The organism is Burkholderia sp. AU28863, assembly GCF_002223195.1.
Lineage (GTDB): Bacteria > Pseudomonadota > Gammaproteobacteria > Burkholderiales > Burkholderiaceae > Burkholderia > Burkholderia sola.
Genome location: NZ_NKFE01000003.1, coordinates 379,361 through 401,270, shown reverse-complemented (window position 1 = coordinate 401,270; position 21,910 = coordinate 379,361). Strand labels below are relative to the sequence as shown.

Here is a 21,910-nt window from a genome sequence, read left to right as displayed (position 1 = left end):
CATGTACGGCCGGCTCGCGGGACACACGCACGCGGCGCTTCCTGCGAACGCGGCATCTGCATTATTGTTCCGGTAGCATCCACGTTCTTCGCACCCGCTTCCTTGTTTCCCGTTCGCCGCCGATGTCCGCCCCCGATTCGCATGCCTCGCTGTCCCGCCCCGCCGTCGCCAAGTCGTGGCGCGGCCGCCTCGAACTCGGCTTCGAGCGGCACGGTGCGCGCACGACGCTCGCGCACCGGCTGCACGACGGCCCGCTGCGCGTGCAGCGGCCGCTGTATCCGGAAGGCGACGCGATCTGCCACGCCGTGATCGTCCATCCGCCGGGCGGCGTCGCGGGCGGCGACCGGCTCGACATCGACATCGCGCTCGGCGACGGCACGCACGCGGTGCTGACGACGCCCGGCGCGACCAAGTGGTACAAGTCGAACGGCCTCGACGCGACGCAGCGCATCGGCATCGCGGTCGGCGCGCACGCGAAGCTCGACTGGCTGCCGCAGAACAACCTGTTCTTCGACGCGGCGCACGCGGCGCTCGACTTCACGGTGACGCTCGGCGCAGGCGCGAGCGCGATCGGCTGGGACGCGACGCAGCTCGGCCGGCAGGCGGCCGGCGAAACGTGGTCGGCGGGACGCATCGCGTCGACGTCCGCGCTCGTCGATGCCGACGGCCGGCCGCTGTGGACCGAGCGCGCGCTGCTCGACGCGCGCGATCCGCTGCGCGGCGCGCTGCAGGGCCTCGCCGGCTTTCCCGCGTACGGCACGCTGTGGGCGGCCGGCGCCGCGTGCGACGCCGCGCTCGCCGAATCGCTCGCCGCGCGCATGCCGTTCGACGACACGCTGCGCGCGGGCGCCACCTGCGTGACGCCCGGCGTCGTGCTCGTCCGCGCGCTGGCGACGTCGATGGAAGCGCTGCAGCGCCACTTCACCGACTGCTGGCTGCAGTTGCGACCGATCGTGCACGGCGTCGACGCGCGGCCGCTGCGCCTCTGGCAAACCTGAGCGCGCATCGCGCACCGTTTCGGCGCAACGCCGCCCCGCACGGCGCACCCTCTACATGCATCACGCACCATGAATGCGCACGGCGGCACGCCGGATGCACATGGCACGCACCTTGCTGCTTACATAAGCGATACACGACGCACGCCGAACAGCGCGGTGCTAGGATGATTCGCCCCCTGCCCGGTTGCGTGCGCACCGATAAAAATTACGTTTTCCTGAACGCCTGCCTTCATGAAACTGACTCCCCGCGAAAAGGACAAGCTGCTGATCTTCACGGCGGCGTTGCTTGCCGAACGCCGCCGCGCGCGCGGCCTGAAGCTCAACTATCCGGAGGCGGTGGCCTTCATCACCGCGGCGCTGATGGAAGCCGCGCGCGACGGCAAGACCGTGGCCGAGGTCATGCATTACGGCACGACGCTGCTCACGCGCGACGACGTGATGGACGGCGTGCCGGAAATGATTCCCGACATCCAGGTCGAGGCGACCTTCCCCGACGGCACGAAGCTCGTGACCGTCCACCACCCGATTCCGTGAGGCCCCCCGCATGATCCCCGGCGAAATCCTCACCGACGACGGCGAACACGAACTGAACGCGGGCCGCGCGACGCTGTCGCTCGTCGTCGCGAACACCGGCGATCGCCCGGTGCAGGTCGGCTCGCACTACCACTTCTTCGAAGTCAACGACGCGCTGTCGTTCGACCGCGCGGCCGCACGCGGCTTCCGGCTCAACATCGCGGCCGGCACGGCCGTGCGCTTCGAGCCGGGCCAGACGCGCACCGTCGAGCTCGTCGCCCTCGCGGGCGAGCGCGCCGTCTACGGTTTTCAGGGCAAGGTGATGGGGCCGCTGTAAGCCGTGCCCCGCTCTTCAGGAACAGCACATGACACTACGCTTGAGCCGCCGCGCGTACGCGGAAATGTTCGGGCCGACGACGGGCGACCGCGTGCGGCTCGCCGATACCGAACTGCTGATCGAGATCGAACGCGACTTCACGACCTATGGCGAGGAAGTGAAGTTCGGCGGCGGGAAAGTGATCCGCGACGGGATGGGCCAGTCGCAGCGCGTCGCCGCCGACGTACCCGATACCGTCATCACGAACGCGGTGATCCTCGATCACTGGGGTATCGTGAAGGCCGACATCGCGATCAAGCACGGCCGCATCGCCGCGATCGGCAAGGCCGGCAACCCCGACATCCAGCCGGGCGTGACGATCGCGATCGGCGCGGCCACCGAAGTGATTGCCGGCGAAGGGCTGATCGTGACGGCGGGCGGCATCGACACGCACATCCACTTCATCAGCCCGCAGCAGATCGACGAGGCGCTCGCGTCCGGCGTCACGACGATGCTCGGCGGCGGCACGGGGCCGGCCACCGGCACCAACGCGACCACCTGCACGCCGGGCCCGTGGCACATGGAGCGGATGCTGCAGGCGGCCGACGGCTGGCCGATCAACCTCGGCTTCCTCGGCAAGGGCAACGCGAGCCTGCCGCAGCCGCTCGTCGAGCAGATCGCGGCCGGCGCGATCGGCCTGAAGCTGCACGAGGACTGGGGCACGACGCCCGCCGCGATCGACAATTGCCTGTCGGTCGCCGACGACACCGACACGCAGGTCGCGATCCACACGGACACGCTGAACGAGGCCGGCTTCGTCGAATCGACGGTCGCCGCGTTCAAGGGCCGCACGATCCACACGTACCACACCGAAGGCGCGGGCGGCGGCCATGCGCCCGACATCCTGAAGGTGTGCGGCGAGATGAACGTGCTGCCGTCGTCGACCAATCCGACGCGTCCGTACACGATCAACACGCTCGACGAGCATCTCGACATGCTGATGGTGTGCCATCACCTCGATCCTTCGATCGCCGAGGATCTCGCGTTCGCCGAATCGCGCATTCGCCGCGAGACGATCGCGGCCGAGGACATCCTGCACGATCTCGGCGCGCTGTCGATGCTGTCGTCCGATTCGCAGGCGATGGGCCGCGTCGGCGAAGTGATCATCCGCACGTGGCAGACCGCGCACAAGATGAAGGTGCAACGCGGCGCGCTGCCGGAAGACAACGCGCGCAACGACAACTTCCGCGCGAAGCGCTACGTCGCGAAGTACACGATCAACCCGGCGCTCACGCACGGCATCGCGCACGAAGTCGGCTCGATCGAGCCCGGCAAGTGGGCCGATCTCGTGCTGTGGGAGCCCGCGTTCTTCGGGATCAAGCCGTCGATGATCCTCAAGGGCGGGATGATCGCCGTCGCGCAGATGGGCGACCCGAACGCGTCGATCCCGACGCCGCAGCCGGTTCACTATCGCGAGATGTTCGCGACGCGCGGCGGCGCGCTCGCGCGCACGTCGCTGACCTTCGTGTCGAAGCTGGCGGCCGATGCGGGCATCGCGGAGCGTTACGGCCTCGCGAAGCGGATCGTGCCGGTACGCAACTGCCGCAACGTGACGAAGGCCGACATGATCCACAACGCATGGCGTCCGTCGATCAGCGTCGATCCGGAAACCTACGACGTGATCGCCGACGGCCAGTTGCTCACCTGCGAACCGGCAACGGTGCTGCCGATGGCGCAGCGCTATTTCCTGTTCTGATCCGGAATCCTCGGTTTCATGCGCACCCTCGACAAACGCATTGCCCCGAACGTGAAACTCGCCGCGTCGCTCGTCGCGCGCGCGCCGACGCTCACGCTCGCCTATGACGCCCGCTGCAAGAGCCGCCTCGCGGCGACGCTCGACACCGGCGAGGACGTCGCGGTCCTGCTGCCGCGCGGCACCGTGCTGCGCGACGGCGACGTGCTCGTCGCCGACGACGGCGCGCTCGTGCGTATCACCGCTGCACCCGAAACCGTGCTGCTCGTGCGCGCGGCCGACCCGCTCACGCTGATGCGCGCCGCCTACCATCTCGGCAACCGCCACACGCCGGTCGAGATCGGCGACGGCTACCTGAAGCTCGAGGCCGATCCCGTGCTCGCGGACATGCTGCGCCGGCTCGGCACGCAGGTCGAAGAGGCACGCGCGCCGTTCCAGCCGGAAGCCGGCGCGTACGGCGGCGGTCACAAGCACGGGCACGACGCGACGTTCGCCGAGGATTACGCGCTCGCGCAGCAGGTGTTCGGCGAGCACCACGGGCACTCGCACTCGCACTCGCACTCGCATTCGCACGATCACGATCACGATCACGATCACGATCACGATCACGATCACGATCATCAGCATGGTCCCGGCTGCACGCACGGCCACCACGGTCATGACCACCACTGAACTCGTCGCGCTGCTGCACCTCGCGTCGCCCGCCTTGCCGATCGGCGCGTACAGCTACTCGCAGGGCCTCGAAGCCGCGCTCGACGCGAACCTGATCCGCGACGCCGATTCCGCGCGCGACTGGATCGCCAGCGGCCTGACCGACGTGCTCGCGCACGGCGAGTTGCCGTTCCTCGCGCACCAGCTCGCCCGCTGGCAGACGCACGACGTTCGAGCGCTCGGCGCCGAAAACGCGTGGTTCGTCGCGAGCCGCGAATCGGCCGAACTGCGCCGCGAAACCGAACAGATGGGCTGGTCGCTCGCGCAGCTGTGCGCGTCGCTCGAATGGGGCGACGCAGCACGCCGCGCGACGCTCGCGTCGCTGTCGCCGATCGCGCTGCCGACCGCGTTCGCGTACGCGGCCGCCGCACACGACGCCAGCGCCGACGCGACGCTCGCCGCGTACGCATTCGGCTGGGTCGAGAACCAGACGTCCGCCGCGCTGAAGGCCGTGCCGCTCGGCCAGCTCGCCGGGCAACGCATCATCGTCGCGCTGCGCGGCGCGATCGACGCAGCCGTGCGCCGCGCGCTCGCGACGCCGCCCGACGCCGTCAACACGTTCGCGCCGCAGCTCGGCATCCTGTCCGCGCGGCACGAAACCCAGTACTCGCGGTTGTTCCGCTCCTGAATCTGATCCACACCATGAACGCACCCGCTCCCTCCTCCGCTCGCCGCACGAAGAAACTGCCGCCGCTGCGCGTCGGCATCGGCGGCCCCGTCGGCTCCGGCAAGACCACGCTGCTCGAAATGCTGTGCAAGGCGATGCGCGACCGGTACGACCTCGTCGCGATCACGAACGACATCTATACGAAGGAAGACCAGCGGCTGCTGACGGTCGCGGGCGCGCTGCCCGAGGAACGCATCATGGGCGTCGAGACGGGCGGCTGCCCGCACACGGCGATCCGCGAGGATGCGTCGATCAACCTCGAGGCCGTCGACCGGATGCTCGCGCGCTTTCCGGATGCCGACATCGTCTTCATCGAGTCGGGCGGCGACAATCTCGCGGCGACCTTCAGCCCCGAGCTGTCGGACCTGACGATCTACGTGATCGACGTGGCCGGCGGCGAGAAGATTCCGCGCAAGGGCGGCCCCGGCATCACGAAGTCCGACCTGCTCGTGATCAACAAGACCGACCTCGCGCCGCTGGTCGGCGCGAACCTCGACGTGATGGCGTCCGACACGCAAAAAATGCGCGGCGAGCGGCCTTACGTGATGACGAACCTGAAGGCGCTCGACGGCGTCTCCGACGTGATCGCGTTCATCGAGAAGAAGGGCTTGCTGACGGTGTGAGCGGCACGGCGGCGACCAGCGACGCCGCCACGCACGCCGGGCGGCATCGCGCCGCCCGTCGTCTAAGCGTCGTCGTCGGAAGCGCCCGGCAGCCCACGCGCACCGGCTTCGCCGGCCGGCAGCAGCGCGGCGAGCACGTCGACCGTGCGCGCGGTCGCGCCGCGGTGACGCGACGCGAAGGCCGCGCCGGCCGCGCCCATCGCGATGCGCCGCGCCTTGTCGGCGAACAGCGCGTCGAGCACGTGCGCGAGATCGAGCGGATCCGCGACCTGCATCGCCGCACCGGCCGCGACCGCATCGGCGGTCGCCTGCGTGAAGTTGAACACGTGCGGCCCGATCAGCACCGGCACGCCGACCGCGCACGCTTCGATCAGGTTCTGCCCGCCGAGCGGCAGCAGGCTGCCGCCGATGAACGCGATATCGGCCGCCGCGTAGTACGCGCCGAGCTCGCCCATCGAATCGCCGAGCAGCACCGTCACGTCGGCCGGCAGCGGTTCGGCGGCCGGCCGGCCGGCCGCGAGCGCGGCCGCATCGGCGGCCCAGGCGGAGCGCCGCACGCACTTGAGCCCGCTGCGGGCAACGAGCGCCTCGACTTCGGCGAAGCGCTGCGGATGACGCGGCACGAGCACCAGCAGCGCACCGGGCGTGCGCATTTCCGCGAACGCCTGCAGCACCAGCGCTTCCTCGTTCTCGCGCGTGCTGGCGGCGACCCACACCGGCCGCGCGCCGATTGCGTCGCGCCACGCATGGCCGCGTGCCGCGAGTTCCGGCGGCGTCGTCATGTCGAACTTCAGGTTGCCGAGCACGGTCACGTTGCGCGCGCCGAGCGACGTCAGCCGTTCCGCATCGGCCGGGCTCTGCGCGAGCACGCGCGAGAAGCCGCCGAACACGTCGCGCGTCGCCGCGCCGAACTTCGCCGCGCGCCGGAACGAACGCGCGGACATCCGCGCATTGGTCAGCACGAGCGGCACGTCCGCGCGGCGGCACTCGTCGATCAGCGTCGGCCACACCTCGGTTTCCATCACGAGACCGAGCGTCGGCCGCCATGCGTGCAGGAAGCGCCGCACCGCGCCCGGCATGTCGTACGGCAGGTAGCAGCGCAGCACGCGATCGCCGAAGATCTGTTCGCCCGTCGCGCGCCCGCTCGGCGTCATGTGCGTGAGCAGGATGCGCGCGTCGGGACGCGCGTGCATCAACGCGTCGATCAGCGGCTGCGCGGCGCGCGTCTCGCCGACCGACACCGCATGCACCCAGATCAGCGGCGCGCGATCGTCCGGCGAGCGGCCTGTGACGTGGCCGAAGCGCTCGCCGATATGCTCGCGATAGCCGCGCTCCTTGCGCGAACGCACATAGAGCCGGATGACGGCGGCCGGCGCGACGAGCCACCACAGCGCGCGATAGATCGCCCTCAGCATGCGGCCGCCCGGATGTTGCGTCGAAGCAGGTGCGCGCTCAAACCAGCGCCCTGCCCGTCAGGCGTTCGAGAATGCCGAGCGGCGCGCACTCGCGGCGCACCATCGCATCGACCGGCAGGAAGAAGGTCTGTTCGAGCATGAACTGGCCGGACATCACAGCGTGCGAAGTCTGATCGGAGAAACATATCCACACGCTGCCCGGCGGAAACGGCATCGTCTGTTGCGGGCAAGTTTTCTGGTAGTCGAGATCGGCCTTCATCCCGTCGTGCAGGTTCAGCATCAGGTGGTCGTATGCGCTGCGCGGCGATTTCGTCACGTGCAGCAGGTTCAGCAGCCACGCCGAGCCCGGCAACTGCGGCCGGATCTTCGGCAGAAAGCGCTTCGCGACGTCCTCGAACGGCTCGCCGACACGCCACACGCGCGGCGCGCCGGCCGGGTTCACGTTCGTGAACACGCGCAGGATCCGCTCGCCGTAGTTCGGCCGCGACGGGAATGCGTCGACGTGCAGGCGGCTGTCGTCCTTGCGCCACGACGTCTGGCGCGTTTCGACCTGCATCAGCCGCAAGCTTGTCGGCGCGACGCGCAGCTTGCCGCGGTATTCGGGAAAGAGGCCGTCGACGAGCGTGCCGGCCTGCTGCTGGAAGCGCGCGACGAGCGCGCGCACAGCGGATTGCGTGACGCTGTCGCCGAGCACGCCGGCGAGCGCGCCGCCGTTCGGCGCGAGGCTGATGTTCTTGCGTTTCGGATCGGCGAGCGCCGGATCGAGCAGCGCTTCCTCGCCGCCTTCGATCGCGAAGCGCAGGTGCGGGAAATACAGCACCTTGCCTTCCTCGACCGCGGCGAGCAACTGCTCGCGCGGCGCCGACAGGTTGTGTCCGCTCCAGTCGGCGGACGGGACTTCGATGATCTGGGATTCGCTCATGATCGGTTCGCGTGTGGACAGCGTTACAGGAGACCGAAGCCCGCGAGCGCCGACTTCACCTGCGCGATCGACGGGGGCTGCCCCGCCGTGCCGAGATTGACGACGTTCGGCGACCAGTAGCCGCCGGTCCGCCAGGCCGTCGCGAAATTGTACAGTTCGACCGTCGGACGCTTCAGCGCGGCCGCGATGTGAACCAGACCTGTATCAACCCCGATCGTCGCGGCCGCGCCGTCGATCAGACCGACCACGGCCGGCAGCGACAGCTTCGGCGGCACGATCGCCGCCGCGCCGAATTCCTTCGCGAGCCGCTCGCTGGTCGCGCGTTCCGCGTCGTTGCCCCACGGCAGCACGAGCGACGCGCCGCGCCGCACGAGCGCCTGGCCGAGCTCGATCCATGCGGCGTCCGGCCACTGCTTGTCGGCGCGCGACGTCGCATGGACGAACACGACGTACGGCACCGGCAGGTTCAGGCCGAGCGCGGCCACCGCGAGCGCCGCCGCCCGCGTGTCGAGGCCGAACTCGACCGGATCGGCCGGGGTCGGCGCCGGATCGTCCAGCGCGGCCGCGACGAGCTGCCGCGAGCGCTCGACCACGTGCGTGCGCGGCGCGATCGGCACGCGCTTGCGGTAGAAGAAGCGCACCGGCCATTCGTAGCCGGCGCCGTCGGTCCGGTTGCCGAGCCCGACGAGCGGGCCGCGCGCCCAGCTCGCGACCCACGCCGTCTTGATGAGGCCCTGGCAGTCGATCACGAGGTCGTACTGCTCGGCCGCGAGGCGCCGACGGAACGCGCGGATCTCGCGCCACGTCGCGCCCGAGAACGGCTTCTTGCGCCAGCGGCGCAGCGAGAACGGCAGCACGTTGCGCACGCCGTCGACGAGCCGCACGAGGTCGACGAAGCTTTCCTCGACGAGCCAGTCGATCTGCGCATCGGGGTGACGGCGCCGGATATCGGCGATCACCGGCATGTTGTGCACGACGTCGCCCAGCGACGACACGCGCACGATCAGGATCTTTTGCACGCTGAAAAAACGCCGGCTGACAGCCGGCGACAGACATAAAGGGGGGATTTTATCCCGGCCGGACGACCGGACAGACAAAAAGCGGCCGCGCGCCCGAGGCACGCGCCGCTTTTCGAGATAAACACGGCCGACGAACCGGCCGTCGTACGGGCGGCCCGCCGGCCGCCGGCGCTCAGAACGGCAGCTTGACGTCCGGCTTCGCGGCCGTCAGCACACGGCGGAAGTCTTCCTGGATGCGCTCGAGCCCTTCCTGCGTCTCGGCTTCGAAGCGCATCACGACGACCGGCGTCGTGTTCGACGAACGCGCGAGGCCAAAGCCGTCCGGGTACTCGACACGCAGGCCGTCGATCGTCACGACTTCGTCGGCGCCGTCGAACTTCGCCTCTTTCTGCAGCTGCTCGATCAGGCGGAAATTCTCGCCTTCGTCGAGCCAGAGCTGCAGTTCGGGCGTGCTCATCGCGTCCGGCAGGCTGTTGAGCAGCGCGCTCGGATCGGCCGTCTTCGCGAGGATTTCCAGCAGGCGCGCGCCGGTGTACAGGCCGTCGTCGAAGCCGTACCAGCGATCCTTGAAGAATACGTGGCCGCTCATTTCGCCGGCGAGCGGCGCGCCCGTCTCGCGCAGTTTCGCCTTCACGAGCGAGTGGCCCGTCTTCCACATCAGCGGCTCGCCGCCCTTCGACTTCACCCACTGCGCGAGGTGGCGCGTGCATTTCACGTCGTAGATGATCTGGGCGCCCGGGTTGCGCGACAGCACTTCTTCCGCGAACAGCATCAGCTGGCGGTCCGGATAGATGATCTGGCCGTCCTTCGTGACGACGCCCAGGCGATCGCCGTCGCCGTCGAACGCGAAGCCGAGCTCGGCATCGGTGTCCTTCAGCGCCTGGATCACGTCCTGCAGGTTTTCCGGGTGGGCGGGATCGGGGTGGTGATTCGGGAACGTGCCGTCGATGTCGGTGAAGCGCTCGACGAGTTCGCAGCCGAGCGCCTTGAACAGGCGCGTCGCGAGCGGGCCGGCAACGCCGTTGCCGGCGTCGACGACGAGCTTCAGCGGCCGCGCGAGCTTCACGTCGCCGACGATACGCGCGATGTACTGATCGGCAACGTCGATTGCTTCATACGTGCCGCTGCCCGTCTCGAACCGCTCGTCGACGATGCGGCGGTACAGCGCCTGGATCTGCTCGCCGTAGATCGCCGCGCCGCGCAGCACCATCTTGAAGCCGTTGTAGTCGGGCGGGTTGTGGCTGCCCGTGACGACGATGCACGAATCGACGCGGCGCTCGCCGCCCTTCAGCGCCAGCGGCACGTTCGCCGCGAAATAGCCGACCGGCGTCGGCACCATGCCGACGTCGACGACATCGACACCGGCCGCACGCAGGCCGTCTGCCAGCGCGCCGACGAGTTCCGGCCCGGACAGGCGGCCGTCGCGCGCGACGACGACCGCATCGCCGCCCTGCGCACGCACTTCGCTGCCGAATGCGCGGCCGATCCCGCGCGCCGTGTCGACGTCGAGCGTCTTGCCGACCACGCCACGGATGTCATATGCCTTGAAGATGGATTGGGAGATCATCGATTCTCTTCTCTCTCAGTTGCGTGCATGGAAAATTGTCTGGCTTGGCTGGCCGCCTCTCGCCGGTGCCGCGCATGATACATGCGGCCCCGCAAAACAAGGAACGGAACGGCTGGAGCGGTCGCGATCCCACTTATAATCGCGGGTTTCGATGACGCGCATACCGCCCATTTTAATGCCTAGCCGTCCCGCCGCCGCCCACCCGCCGCTTCCGGCCGCCCCCCGCGCGCGCCGCCGCTGCCGCGCATGCTGAAGCGCTTCGGCAACCCGGACGTCGCGAAGGCCGTCGCGAACCTCGTCTGGCTGGGGCTCGAACGGCTCACGCAGATCGGCGTCGCGATCGCGATCAGCGGCCTGCTGGCCCGTTATTTCGGGCCAGATGTGTTCGGCAAATGGCAGTACGCGAATACGCTTCTCCTGGTACTGGCGCCGCTCACCTGGGTGTGCGGCGCGGAAATCCTCGTCCCGACCATCGTCCAGCGCCCGCCCGCCCAGCTCGACGCGGTGCTCGGCAGCGCGTTCGTGCTGCGCATCGCCGTGTCGGTCGCCGCGCTCGCCGCGACCTGGATCGCGATCGCCGCGGGCGCCTTCGACCCGCTGGTCGGCGCGATGCTCGCGGGCCTCGCGGTCACGATGGTGTTTCGCGAGCCGTTCGTCGGCGTGATCAACGCGTGGCTGCAGAGCATGACCTACAGCAAGCCGCAGCTCGTCACCAGCATGGTCACCGCGCTCGCGAAGGCGCTGCTCGTGTGGCTCTTGGTGCGCGCGGCCGCCGGCCCCGCCCGCTTCGCGTGGCTGTGGGCGCTGGAAGCCGCCGCGATCGGCCTCGCGCTGCTGCTGTACTACCGCCATCGTAACGGCGGCACGCTCGGCTGGACGTTCGACACACCGCTGTTCCGGCACTTTGCAACGGCCGGCACCGTGTTCTGGCTCGGCCTCATCTGCATGTACCTGTTCCTGAAACTCGACCGCCTGATGCTCGAGCGCCACGTGTCGTTCGCCGATCTCGGCCGCTATTCGGCCGCGCAGCAGCTCAACGAGAACTGGATCACGCTCGCGCTGATGCTCGCGCAGACCATCGCGCCCGCGTTCGTGTACCGCGTGCAAGACGTCGCGCGGCTGCGCCGCAACATCGTCCGGCTGATCGCGATGACGGCGGGCCTGATGACGGCGGGCGCGCTCGTGCTCGACGCGGCCGCCCCGCTGATCGTCGGCAAGGTGTTCGGCCGCGGCTACGAGGCGTCCGTCGACATCTTCCGCTGGGCCGTCTGGCTGTCCGTGCCGGCCGGCATCGAGGCGATAGGCAATCTTATCGTTCTCAAATATCAAGCAAAATTCGTGTTGCTCACGAAATGGCTGCTCGCGCTGGCGATCGCCGCGCTCGTCAACCTGTTCGCGATCCCGCGGCTCGGCCTGTACGGCGCGCTCGTCGGGCTGGCGGCCGGCTACCTGGCTGCTGCCGCCGTCAACTTTTATTACATCCGTTTCAAGCTGCGAACATGACGTCCCCTGATTGCCCGCTCCCGCTCGACGACGTGGCCGTGCTGATGCCGGCCTACAACGGGCACGACGACGTCGCCCGGACCCTCGCGTCGTTTCGCGAGGATGCGCGCGTGCACGTGCTGATCGTCGACGACGGCAGCACGCCGCCGATCGTCGCGACCGACGTGCCGGGCCTCGCGATCGACGTGCTGCGCATGCCGCAAAACGGCGGCATCGAACGCGCGCTGGCGGCCGGCATCGACGCGCTCGCCGCGCGCGGCTTCCGCTATGCGGCCCGTATCGATGCGGGCGATCTCGCCACGCCGCGGCGCCTCGCGAAGCAGCGCGCCTATCTCGGCGCCCACCCGCGCGTGGCCTGCGTCGGCATGTGGACGCAGGTCGTGTCGCGCGCCGGCGAGCCGCGCTTCATGCTGACGCCGCCCGCCGACCCGCGCACGTTGCGCCGCACGCGCTTCCTGCGCTCGCCGCTCGTGCATCCGTCGGTCATGTTGCGCATCGACGCCGTGCGCGAAGTGGGCAACTATCGGGCGAAGTATCGCGCGGCCGAGGATCTCGATCTTTTTTTACGGTTAATGCAACGCTACGATTGCGCGAACCTGCCGGAACTCGGCCTGTATTACGAGCTTAACGAGGGCGGGATCAGCGCGACCAAGCGCCGGCGCCAGCTGGTGTCGACGCTCACGCTGCTGCTGCGCCACTTCAACGTGCTGAACCCGTACGACTGGGCCGGCCTCGCCAAGAACCTGCTGCATTTCGTGACGCCGTACCGTACGCTGCAGCGCATCAAGCAGACGCTGTTCGGCGCACGGCCGTCCGCCTGACGCGTATCCGGCCCGTTCGGCAATTTCGACGCTTTATTTTTTCTTTTTTTCATGTCCGCCACCTCCCCGCTGCGCATCGCGCTCGTCTGCAACACGGCCTGGGCGATCCATACGTATCGCCACGGGCTGATCCGTGCGCTCGTCGCGCGCGGCGCCGAGGTCATCGTGATCGCGCCGCACGATCGCACGGTGCCGCTGCTCGAGCAGATGGGCTGCCGTTACGTGGCGCTTGCCGTCGCGTCGAAAGGCACGAGCCCGCGCGAGGATCTCGGCACGCTCGCCGCGCTCGCGCGCCACTACCGCGCGCTGCGGCCCGATCTCGTGTTCCATTACACGATCAAGCCGAACATCTACGGGTCCGTCGCCGCATGGCTCGCGCGCGTGCCGTCGATCGCGGTGACGACGGGCCTCGGCTACGTGTTCATCCAGAAGAGCCGTGCGGCGAGCGTCGCGAAGCGCCTGTACCGGTTCGCGTTCCGCTTCCCGCGCGAGGTGTGGTTCCTCAATCGCGACGATCTCGCGACCTTCACCGACGAGCGCTTGCTCGCGCATCCCGAGCGCGCGCGGCTGCTGCACGGCGAAGGCGTCGATCTCGAACAGTTCTCGCCCGTGCCGTTGCCGGGCGGCGACGCGCCCGTCTTCATCCTGATCGGCCGGCTGCTGTGGGACAAGGGCGTGCGCGAATACGTGGAAGCCGCGCGGCTCGTGCGCGAACGCTTCCCGAGCGCGCGCTTCCAGCTGCTCGGGCCGCTCGGCGTCGACAATCCGAGCGCGATCGGTCGCGCGGACGTCGACGCGTGGGTCGGCGAAGGCATCGTCGAGTATCTCGGCGAAGCGCACGACGTGCGCCCGCACATCGCGGCGGCCGACTGCGTCGTGCTGCCGTCGTACCGCGAAGGCGTGCCGCGCACGTTGATGGAAGCATCGGCGATGGGCCGCCCGATCGTCGCGACCGACGTGCCGGGCTGCCGCGACGTCGTCACCGACGGCGAAACGGGGTTCCTGTGCCGCGTGCGGGACAGCGCGAGCCTCGCCGAACAACTGAATCGCATGATCGCGCTCGGGCCGCAAGGCCGTGCGGCGATGGGCGCACGCGGCCGGCACAAGGTCGCGGCGGAATTCGACGAACAGCAGGTCGTCGAACGCTACAGGGAGACCATCCATTCGTTGACGGGATTCACACTCTGAAGGAGCGCATCTGCAATGACCGCTAAAGGCACCATCCTCGTTACCGGCGGCGCGGGCTATATCGGCTCGCACACGGCCGTCGAGCTGCTCGACAACGGCTACGACGTCGTGATCGTCGACAACCTCGTGAACAGCAAGGCCGAATCGGTGCGCCGCATCGAGCGGATCACGGGCAAGACGCCCGCGTTCCACCAGGTCGACGTGTGCGACGAAGCCGCGCTCGCGAAGGTGTTCGACGCGCACCCGATCACCGGCACGATTCACTTCGCGGCGCTCAAGGCCGTCGGCGAATCGGTCGCCAAGCCGCTCGAGTACTACCAGAACAACATCGGCGGCCTGCTCGCCGTGCTCAAGGTCATGCGCGAGCGCAACGTCAGGCAATTCGTGTTCAGTTCGTCCGCGACCGTATACGGCGTGCCCGAACGCTCGCCGATCGACGAATCGTTCCCGCTGTCCGCGACGAACCCGTACGGCCAGTCGAAGCTGATCGCCGAGCAGATCCTGCGCGATCTCGAAGTCTCGGACCCGTCGTGGCGCATCGCGACGCTGCGCTACTTCAACCCGGTCGGCGCGCACGCGAGCGGGCTGATCGGCGAGGATCCGGCCGGCATCCCGAACAACCTGATGCCGTACGTCGCGCAGGTCGCGGTCGGCAAGCTGGAAAAGCTGCGGGTGTTCGGTTCGGATTATCCGACGCCGGACGGCACTGGCGTGCGCGACTACATCCACGTCGTCGATCTCGCGAAGGGGCACATCGCCGCGCTCGACGCACTGGCGAAGCGCGACGCGAGCTTCGTCGTGAACCTCGGCACCGGTCAGGGCTACAGCGTGCTGGAAGTCGTGCGCGCGTTCGAGAAGGCGTCGGGCCGGCCGGTGCCGTACGAACTCGTCGCGCGCCGCCCGGGCGATATCGCCGAGTGCTATGCGAACCCGCAGGCCGCGGCCGACATCATCGGCTGGCGTGCGACGCTCGGCATCGAGGAAATGTGCGCCGACCACTGGCGATGGCAGGAGGGGAACCCGCGCGGTTTTGTATAATCCGCTGTCCATTTTTCGAGCGATCCCATGCTCAGCTTCGCGTCCGGCTTCATCGTCTCCTTGCTCGTCACGCTGTTCATCGTGCGCTACGCGCACCTTCACGAGAAATTCTCGATCGACAGCGACCTGGCCGGCGTGCAGAAATTCCACGTGCGGCCCGTGCCGCGCGTCGGGGGCATCGGGATCCTCGCCGGGGTCGTCGTGGCCGCGCTGCTCGTGTCGCGGCGCTATCCGACGATCGCCGGCAGCATTCTCGGGATCGTCGCCTGCGGGATGCCGGCGTTCCTGTCGGGCCTCGTCGAGGACCTGACCAAGCGCGTATCGCCGCGCGCACGGCTGCTGTGCACGATGGGCGCGGCCGCGCTGGCGTTCTGGCTGCTGGGCATCGCGGTCAAGCGCATCAGCGTGCCGCCGCTCGACTTCCTGCTCGGCTACGTGGCCATCTCGGCGTTCATCACCGTGCTCGCGGTCGCGGCGCTCGCGAACGCGATCAACATCATCGACGGCTTCAACGGGCTCGCATCGATGGTCAGCTTCATGATGTTCGCGTCGCTCGCGTATGTCGCGTTCCATGTGAACGACCCGGTCGTGATGTCCGCGTCGATCATCATGATGGGGGCGGTGCTCGGCTTCTTTCTGTGGAATTTCCCGGCGGGGCTGATCTTTCTTGGCGACGGCGGCGCGTATTTCATCGGCTTCATGCTCGCGGAGCTCGCGATCATGCTCGTGATGCGCAATCGCGAGGTGTCCGCGTGGTACCCGGTGCTGCTGTTCATGTATCCGATCTTCGAGACGTGCTTCTCGATCTACCGGAAGAAGTTCATCCGCGGGATGTCGCCGGGGATTCCGGACGGCGTGCATCTGCATATGCTCGTGTACAAGCGGCTGATGCGGTGGGCCGTGGGGACGAAGCACGCGCATGATCTGACGCGGCGGAATTCGTTGACTTCACCTTATCTGTGGCTGCTGTGCCTCGTCGCGGTGATTCCGGCGACGCTGTTCTGGCGGCATACGGTGCATTTGTTCGTGTTTGTTGTGGTGTTCGCGCTCACGTATGTGTGGCTTTATCTCAGCATCGTCAGGTTCAGGGCGCCGCGGTGGATGGTGGTGAGGAGGGAGAAGCGGGGGCACTGAGGAGCCGCGGCCAGCGTGTTGTCCGGCTCGCACGGCCCGCCGCCGGTGACGGGGGCCGTACGATTCAGCCGCGAAGCGACGAGTGAAACTGCTAGGCCCCCGCTGTATTCGTGCTCCAGCGCGGCAGTGGCGCATAGATCACGACGTTACCGTCGTCCTGAACATAAGTCGCCGCGCCTGAATTGCCGCTCGTGCCGGAATACCAGAGCGGGACTCCCGTCGAGCTGTAGACGACCAGATTGCCATCCGCTTGCATCGCCGCGAATGCACCCGGATGACTATAAGTACCCGAATTCCACTGCGCAACGCCCTGACGAAGCAGCACGAGATTTCCGTCGCCCTGCATGACCAGCACGTTCGCGCCATTGCCTGAAGTGAAACTCTGGCCACTGCCGAGAGCAACGCCGCCCTTCCAGACGCCCGGGCCGGTCGTGGAGTTCGCATATGCACTGGAAGCAGTCGATGTGGCGAATACCGGGACGAACGATCGGTAGATCACCAGGTTGCCGTCGTCCTGCACGGCAAGAAACTGGCTGTAGGACGTGCTGCTGGTCGCCGAGTTCCACAGCGCGTTGCCGCTCGCGCCGTACACCACGAAGTTGCCATCGCCCTGGAAGACGGCATACGCTCCGGGATTTCCGTAAGTGCCTGAATTCCACACCGCAGCACCATTGGTCGTGTTGTAAAGCACGAGGTTGCCGTCATTCTGCATCGCCAGCTGATGGCTTCCGGACCCCGAATACACGATTTGCCCCGGCCTGAGCGTCGTACCTTGGTTGATCACACCGCCGTAAATCGCCGCCGTCGGAACACATATCGCGGAATACATCGCGCTGACGTTCGGCGTGCCCCAGCCGGTCACGAAATCCCATCCCGAACCAGCACTGTATGCGCCGTTCGACCCGTAAGTGATATCGCGAAAGATCGATGGCGTCTTGGCCTGGGCGCTGTACAGCATGGGCGCCGCAAAACCGAGATTCGTCGTGCAGGCCCCGGACAGCATGCGCGCCCAGGTCGCAGCAAACAGCGGCGCGGACAGGCTGGTCCCCCCCATTATCACGACTTGTCCGCCCGCGATAACTGCTTCGCCGCTGTTCGGATCGGCGTCGAACGCGATGTCCGGCATGCCCCGAAACGCGCGCCCCTTGAGCGCCGGAACATTCGACTGCCACGACGGAATCGGCTCGATGCCACTAATGCCGCCCCCACTCGAGTCCCAGGCCGTCTCGCCTGCGTAGCTGCCGTTCCCGTTCGTATAGAGCGTCGTGCCGCCAACGGCCACCACGTACGGTGATGTTGCGGGATATTGCACCGATGTGCCACTGCAGCCGTACGCCACGCTGCCTGAATCGCCGGAACTGACCGAAAAAGTCTGCCCCTGCGCGACGGCGAGCTGGAACAGCGTGTCGATGACCGCCGTCGGCGCCCAGTTCTCGCAGCCGCCGATCGACATGTTGATGACCCGGGCGGTGTTGTCGGTCACGGCGCGATTGATCGCAAGCGCCATATCGCTCCAGGCAAACGACCGCGCAACGTAGAAATTCAGTTGCTTGAGGCCGCCGGACATCCCGACGATGGTCTGACTATCGAGCGACCATTCCGTGGTTGCGCTCGTGTCCCCGCTCGACAGCCCGGCATGAATCACGGAAACGGGTACGGCGGGCAGATGGTTATTGCTTTCGAACGTCGCCAAGTCGATGACGGACTGCGTCACGTCTCCTTCGGCAATGATGCCGACAGTGGTGTTCACCGCCGCCGGGGCGCTGCCGACGGAATAGATGCGGGGAAAATCCGTCGGATTGTGACCCACCGTGACGGCGGAAGTCGTCGGCGATGCGTTCGCAGTCGGCACAGCGACGGCATTGGACGCGCGTACGAAATTCGGGCGCAGGCGAGTCGCGGTATCGAGCCCGAGAACCCCTTGAACGACACCGCCGAGCGCATCGGGCAACGTCTCCGGGGCGGTATTGATATGCGTGCTGGTGCCGTCCGCCATCGCAACCGGTACAAGAGTCGTCTGGAACACACCCGATATCACGCCGGCCGGGGCATCGGCTTCGACGATCATGTTGTTGCCGGCCACGCTGATGTTCGTGAAGCCCTTACTTGCCAAGTAAGTCTTCACGGCGGCGACCTGGCCCGCGGTGGGGGCGTATCGTGCGGCGATCTGCGCAGAGGTCAGCACGGCCCCGAAATTCGCGCTTCCCGCGGTTCGCGCTTGCTGCAGAAAGCGGTTCAACCCGGCTTCGTCATTCAGCTTGAGCACCAGCACAACATGGACCGGCGCCGTTGCGCTCATCGGCGCAGCGCTCACCAAGTTGCCCGTGGCGCGCAGCGCCGATAGTTTGACCGCCTGCGCGGTATTCGCAGTCGGACCAGCGTCGTCGCCGCCGCAGCCTGCAAGCGCGAGCACCATGAGTGCCGCGCCTATTCCCCTGACAAGTTGTTCCGTTTTCATCGAATTGGTATGGACCGTAGAGCCTCGTATTTGGCTGTTCGCCTTTTTTCTTTACGGCAATCACACGGCTACCTTGAGGAAAACATAGGAAGGAATCGGTTGGTAGTCAAATACTCCGATGTATCGAACCAGAAGTGCGGGCAGCACAATTTGCCCTGCGGTCACGCTCCGATAGACGTCGCACGAGCCTCGGATGTTGCACGACCGCAAGCATCGCCTCCGCAACGCGTCCTGCGCCAAGCCGGCTGTGCTTGCGGCGAACCCACCAATAAAAATGCCGTTCAGTTCGCTACTGAACGGCATCGATTCCGCGATCGCATGTTATTTCACCGCGACCGATTACGGCGCGATCACTCGGTGGCAATCGCCCTTCTTGGCACGCTCTGAAGCACCGGGGTCATCGTCGTCTGATATTCCGGCACCCAACGCCGCAGATCGCGCCGCACTTCGTCGTCGCTGAGCACGCGGTGCTGCATCAGCCAAGGCAATAGCTCATCGAGCAGATGGTCCGGCACTTCCCGCGCACGCGCGATTCGCAGCTTCGGATGCGGCGTGCGTGTGGTGGTCTCATCGTCCGCGAGCAGTTCCTCGTAGAGCTTCTCGCCGGGCCGCAGCCCCGTGAATTCGATTCGGATCTGACCTTCAGACAAGCCGTACAGACGAATCAGGTCACGCGCGAGATCGACGATCTTGACCGGCTCGCCCATGTCGAGGATGAAGATCTCTCCGCCGCGTCCCATGCTCGACGCCTGCAGCACGAGTTGCGACGCTTCCGGAATCGTCATGAAGAAGCGCGTGATCTCGGGATGCGTGACAGTTACCGGACCGCCCTTCGCGATCTGTTGCTGAAACTTCGGAATCACGCTGCCGGCACTACCGAGCACATTGCCGAACCGCACCGTCTCGAACTGCGTGCTGTCGCTCGTCTGCTGCAACGCCTGGCACGCCATCTCGGCGAGCCGCTTGCTAGCGCCCATCACGTTGGTCGGATTGACGGCCTTGTCGGTGGAGATCAACACGAAGTGACGTACGTCGTGGCGGATCGCCGCGCGGGCCACGCGATAGGTGCCGAGCACGTTGTTACGCAGCGCCTGCCATGCGTTGTGCTCTTCCATCAGCGGCACGTGCTTGTAGGCAGCCGCGTGGAACACGATGTGCGGTGCGTGGCGCGACATCACCTGGTCGAGCAGCAGCGAATCCTTCGCGTCGCCAATGATCGGCACCACGGGCAGATCCGGAAAACGCTCGCGCAATTCCTCGGTCAGCCGATACATCGCGTATTCGGACAGATCGAACGCGACCAGTTGCGCCGGTGCGAAGCGCAGTATCTGCCGGCACAGCTCGGAGCCGATCGAGCCGCCCGCGCCCGTCACCATCACGACGCGGCCGCGCAGCAGCGCCTCAACGTGCGGCGTGTCGATCGTCACCGCGTCGCGGCCGAGCAAATCCTCGAGATCGATGTTCCGGACTTGCGACAGGAACCCTTGCCCTGGCATCAACGCAGTCAGCGACGGCAGCACCATCGCCTTGATGCCGGCGCGCACGCATAGCGTCGCGACGCGGCGCTGTGTTTCGACCGAGGCCGACGGAATCGCGATGATCGCGTATTCCACCTTCAGCGCGTCGGTCCAATGCTTCAGGTCGTTGAACGAGCCGAGTACCTTGTAGCCGTAGATTTCGCGGCCCTGCTTCGTGACGTCGTCGTCGAGCAGGCCCACCAGGCGCCATTCGCCGGAACGCGATAGCTCGCGCGCAAGGCTCGCGCCGGCCGTGCCGGCGCCAAGCACCAACACCGGCTTGCCCTTGCCGACGAGCCCGCCATACAGGTAGTACTCCTTCGTCGCGCGGTACAGCGCCCGGGCGCCGCCCATTGCAAGGAACAGCATCAGCGGCGACACGAGCAGTACCGAACGTGGAATGATCGGCTGCGGCTGGAACATCACGGCGCCGATCATCACGATCACGCCGCCGCCGATCACCGCTTTCGAGATTCGAACCAGGTCGGGAAGGCTCGCGAATACCCAAAGGCCGCGATAGAGGCCAAAGACGAGGAACATCAGCGCGTAGACCGGCAGCACCCAGACGAGCGCCGTCAGCGCGCCACCCATGAAGTCGGACGGAACGCTGCCGTTGAATCGGACGAGATAGGCGAACAACCACGCGGCGGTGACCGCCGTCAGGTCAAACAGGAAAGCGCTCAACGAAAGCCATGATGCTTTGGATCGCAACATCGGCAGGAAACCTCAAGAGTTATTTTCGGCGGCGGACTGAAACCGGCGCCAACGCATGTCGATCACCCATCCGAACCATGCCAGGACGCCGTACCACGCGAAGAACGACAGCCACTGCTGCAGTTCCGGGCGGCCCGTTGCCCACATGGCGACGATTATGCCTGCGAGCATGATGAGGTACCAATAAAGAGCAGTCCGGCGGTGACCTACGCCCGCCCGGACCATCCTCTGATAATAGTGCTCCCGGTGCGCCTGCCAGAACTTTTCGCCACGTAACAGACGTCTCAAAAGTGTTACAGATGCGTCGGCAATAAAGGGCGCGAACACCAGCGCCGGAAACCAGAGCGGCCACACGCCGCCGCGCCAGCCCCAGTAGCCGAGGGCGCCGGCCAGGAATCCGAGCGGAATCGAACCGGCATCGCCCAGGAACAGCCGCGCCGGGTGGAAATTCAGCAGCAGGAAGCCAAGCGCGGCGCCGGCGACGGCCGACCCAGCGACGATCAGATCCGGCGACGGCGTCGGGGCGGTCAGCGCCGCAACCGCGTAAGCGCCGAAGCCTAACAGCGCCATGCCGCCCGCGAGGCCATCGGCGCCGTCCATGAAGTTGTACAGGTTCGTCAGCCAGACCATCACGAAGCCGATGCCGACCAGCAGCCACCACGGTGCGTCGGCCGGAAACGCGACGATCAGCGCGACGACCGCCGCGAGGTGGGCCGAGAATCGCACGCGCGCAGGCAGGCCGCGCCGGTCGTCGATCTGGGACATCGCGGCAAGCCCGGCGGCACCGATGGCGATCAGCCACAAATGCGGCGCCAGCACGAGCAGGGCGACGACGCAGACCGGTACGATGCCCCACCCGCCGACGCGCGGCGTCGGCAGCGTGTGGAGCGAACGGTCGTTCGGAATATCGGTGGCAAGGCGCCACGCAAGGCCGGTCGCGAGCAGCATGCGCAGGATGGCCGTCGACCCGATGGCAGCGGCCAGCGCCACCGCAGCCGCTTCGGGCCAGGTAGATATCGGGAAATGCATGTCA

The 21,910-nt window shown here is 67.2% G+C and carries 19 protein-coding genes; 12 read left to right on the top strand and 7 right to left on the bottom strand.

Annotation, left to right across the window (positions count from 1 at the left end):
* Nucleotides 1-122 precede the first annotated feature (122 nt).
* The 7 genes from CFB81_RS04160 to ureG all read left to right on the top strand — a co-directional run bounded on the left by CFB81_RS04160 (nt 123) and on the right by ureG (nt 5,581).
* A complete protein-coding gene (locus CFB81_RS04160; RefSeq protein ID WP_089434658.1) occupies nt 123-998 on the top strand; it encodes an urease accessory protein UreD in 876 nt (291 codons plus the stop codon).
* 231 nt (nt 999-1,229) lie between these two features.
* Nucleotides 1,230-1,532 carry an urease subunit gamma gene (gene ureA / locus CFB81_RS04155; RefSeq protein ID WP_006406310.1) on the top strand — a complete coding sequence of 101 codons (303 nt, stop codon included), beginning with the start codon at nt 1,230-1,232 and terminating at the stop codon, nt 1,530-1,532.
* A gap of 10 nt (nt 1,533-1,542) precedes the next feature.
* Nucleotides 1,543-1,848: an urease subunit beta gene (locus CFB81_RS04150; protein WP_011544772.1), complete on the top strand. Its 306-nt coding sequence runs from the start codon at nt 1,543-1,545 to the stop codon at nt 1,846-1,848.
* 28 nt (nt 1,849-1,876) lie between these two features.
* Nucleotides 1,877-3,583, top strand: a complete 1,707-nt coding sequence (gene ureC, locus CFB81_RS04145; protein ID WP_089434657.1) for an urease subunit alpha — start codon at nt 1,877-1,879, stop codon at nt 3,581-3,583.
* Nucleotides 3,584-3,601: 18 nt separating this feature from the next.
* Entirely contained in the window at nt 3,602-4,252 is a 651-nt protein-coding gene (gene ureE / locus CFB81_RS04140) for an urease accessory protein UreE (RefSeq protein WP_089434656.1), read from the top strand.
* The gene (locus CFB81_RS04135) at nt 4,239-4,919 is read left to right on the top strand and encodes an urease accessory protein UreF (RefSeq protein WP_089434655.1); all 681 of its coding nucleotides are present in this window, start codon (nt 4,239-4,241) and stop codon (nt 4,917-4,919) included. Before ureE ends, CFB81_RS04135 begins: the two co-directional genes overlap by 14 nt.
* Before the next feature lie 14 nt (nt 4,920-4,933).
* On the top strand, nt 4,934-5,581 hold the full coding sequence (ureG, locus tag CFB81_RS04130) for an urease accessory protein UreG (protein ID WP_089434654.1): 648 nt from the start codon (nt 4,934-4,936) through the stop codon (nt 5,579-5,581).
* Between the two features lie 62 nt (nt 5,582-5,643).
* Here ureG and waaA read toward each other — a convergent pair whose 3' ends face one another.
* The 4 genes from waaA to CFB81_RS04110 form a co-directional block, all read right to left on the bottom strand.
* The gene (waaA, locus tag CFB81_RS04125) at nt 5,644-6,996 is read right to left on the bottom strand and encodes a lipid IV(A) 3-deoxy-D-manno-octulosonic acid transferase (protein ID WP_089434653.1); all 1,353 of its coding nucleotides are present in this window, start codon (nt 6,994-6,996) and stop codon (nt 5,644-5,646) included.
* Between the two features lie 37 nt (nt 6,997-7,033).
* Nucleotides 7,034-7,918 carry a Kdo hydroxylase family protein gene (locus CFB81_RS04120; protein ID WP_089434652.1) on the bottom strand — a complete coding sequence of 295 codons (885 nt, stop codon included), beginning with the start codon at nt 7,916-7,918 and terminating at the stop codon, nt 7,034-7,036.
* 23 nt (nt 7,919-7,941) lie between these two features.
* Nucleotides 7,942-8,937 (bottom strand): lipopolysaccharide heptosyltransferase I, encoded by a 996-nt coding sequence (gene waaC, locus CFB81_RS04115; protein ID WP_069621173.1) that lies wholly within the window; start codon nt 8,935-8,937, stop codon nt 7,942-7,944.
* 172 nt (nt 8,938-9,109) lie between these two features.
* On the bottom strand, nt 9,110-10,504 hold the full coding sequence (locus tag CFB81_RS04110; RefSeq protein WP_089434651.1) for a phosphomannomutase/phosphoglucomutase: 1,395 nt from the start codon (nt 10,502-10,504) through the stop codon (nt 9,110-9,112).
* 246 nt (nt 10,505-10,750) lie between these two features.
* On the opposite strand from CFB81_RS04110, the gene CFB81_RS04100 reads away from it, so the two are divergent.
* The 5 genes from CFB81_RS04100 to CFB81_RS04080 are packed head-to-tail and all read left to right on the top strand — an operon-like array spanning nt 10,751 to nt 16,188.
* Nucleotides 10,751-12,007 carry a lipopolysaccharide biosynthesis protein gene (locus CFB81_RS04100; protein WP_089434650.1) on the top strand — a complete coding sequence of 419 codons (1,257 nt, stop codon included), beginning with the start codon at nt 10,751-10,753 and terminating at the stop codon, nt 12,005-12,007.
* Nucleotides 12,004-12,828 (top strand): glycosyltransferase, encoded by an 825-nt coding sequence (locus CFB81_RS04095; protein WP_089434649.1) that lies wholly within the window; start codon nt 12,004-12,006, stop codon nt 12,826-12,828. Before CFB81_RS04100 ends, CFB81_RS04095 begins: the two co-directional genes overlap by 4 nt.
* A gap of 51 nt (nt 12,829-12,879) precedes the next feature.
* Nucleotides 12,880-14,016 (top strand): glycosyltransferase family 4 protein, encoded by a 1,137-nt coding sequence (locus CFB81_RS04090; RefSeq protein WP_089434648.1) that lies wholly within the window; start codon nt 12,880-12,882, stop codon nt 14,014-14,016.
* Between the two features lie 15 nt (nt 14,017-14,031).
* Complete coding sequence (galE, locus tag CFB81_RS04085; protein WP_027783730.1) at nt 14,032-15,054, top strand: UDP-glucose 4-epimerase GalE; 1,023 nt, start codon at nt 14,032-14,034, stop codon at nt 15,052-15,054.
* 27 nt (nt 15,055-15,081) lie between these two features.
* Nucleotides 15,082-16,188, top strand: a complete 1,107-nt coding sequence (locus CFB81_RS04080) for a glycosyltransferase (protein WP_089434647.1) — start codon at nt 15,082-15,084, stop codon at nt 16,186-16,188.
* Nucleotides 16,189-16,279: 91 nt separating this feature from the next.
* On the opposite strand, the gene CFB81_RS04075 is transcribed toward CFB81_RS04080, so the two are convergent.
* The 3 genes from CFB81_RS04075 to CFB81_RS04065 form a co-directional block, all read right to left on the bottom strand.
* Nucleotides 16,280-18,604: a protease pro-enzyme activation domain-containing protein gene (locus tag CFB81_RS04075; protein WP_089434646.1), complete on the bottom strand. Its 2,325-nt coding sequence runs from the start codon at nt 18,602-18,604 to the stop codon at nt 16,280-16,282.
* Nucleotides 18,605-18,996: 392 nt separating this feature from the next.
* Nucleotides 18,997-20,877 (bottom strand): nucleoside-diphosphate sugar epimerase/dehydratase, encoded by a 1,881-nt coding sequence (locus tag CFB81_RS04070; protein WP_089434645.1) that lies wholly within the window; start codon nt 20,875-20,877, stop codon nt 18,997-18,999.
* A gap of 12 nt (nt 20,878-20,889) precedes the next feature.
* Nucleotides 20,890-21,906, bottom strand: coding sequence for a glycosyltransferase family 4 protein (locus CFB81_RS04065; RefSeq protein WP_249190264.1), 1,017 nt, complete (start codon nt 21,904-21,906; stop codon nt 20,890-20,892).
* Nucleotides 21,907-21,910 lie beyond the last annotated feature (4 nt).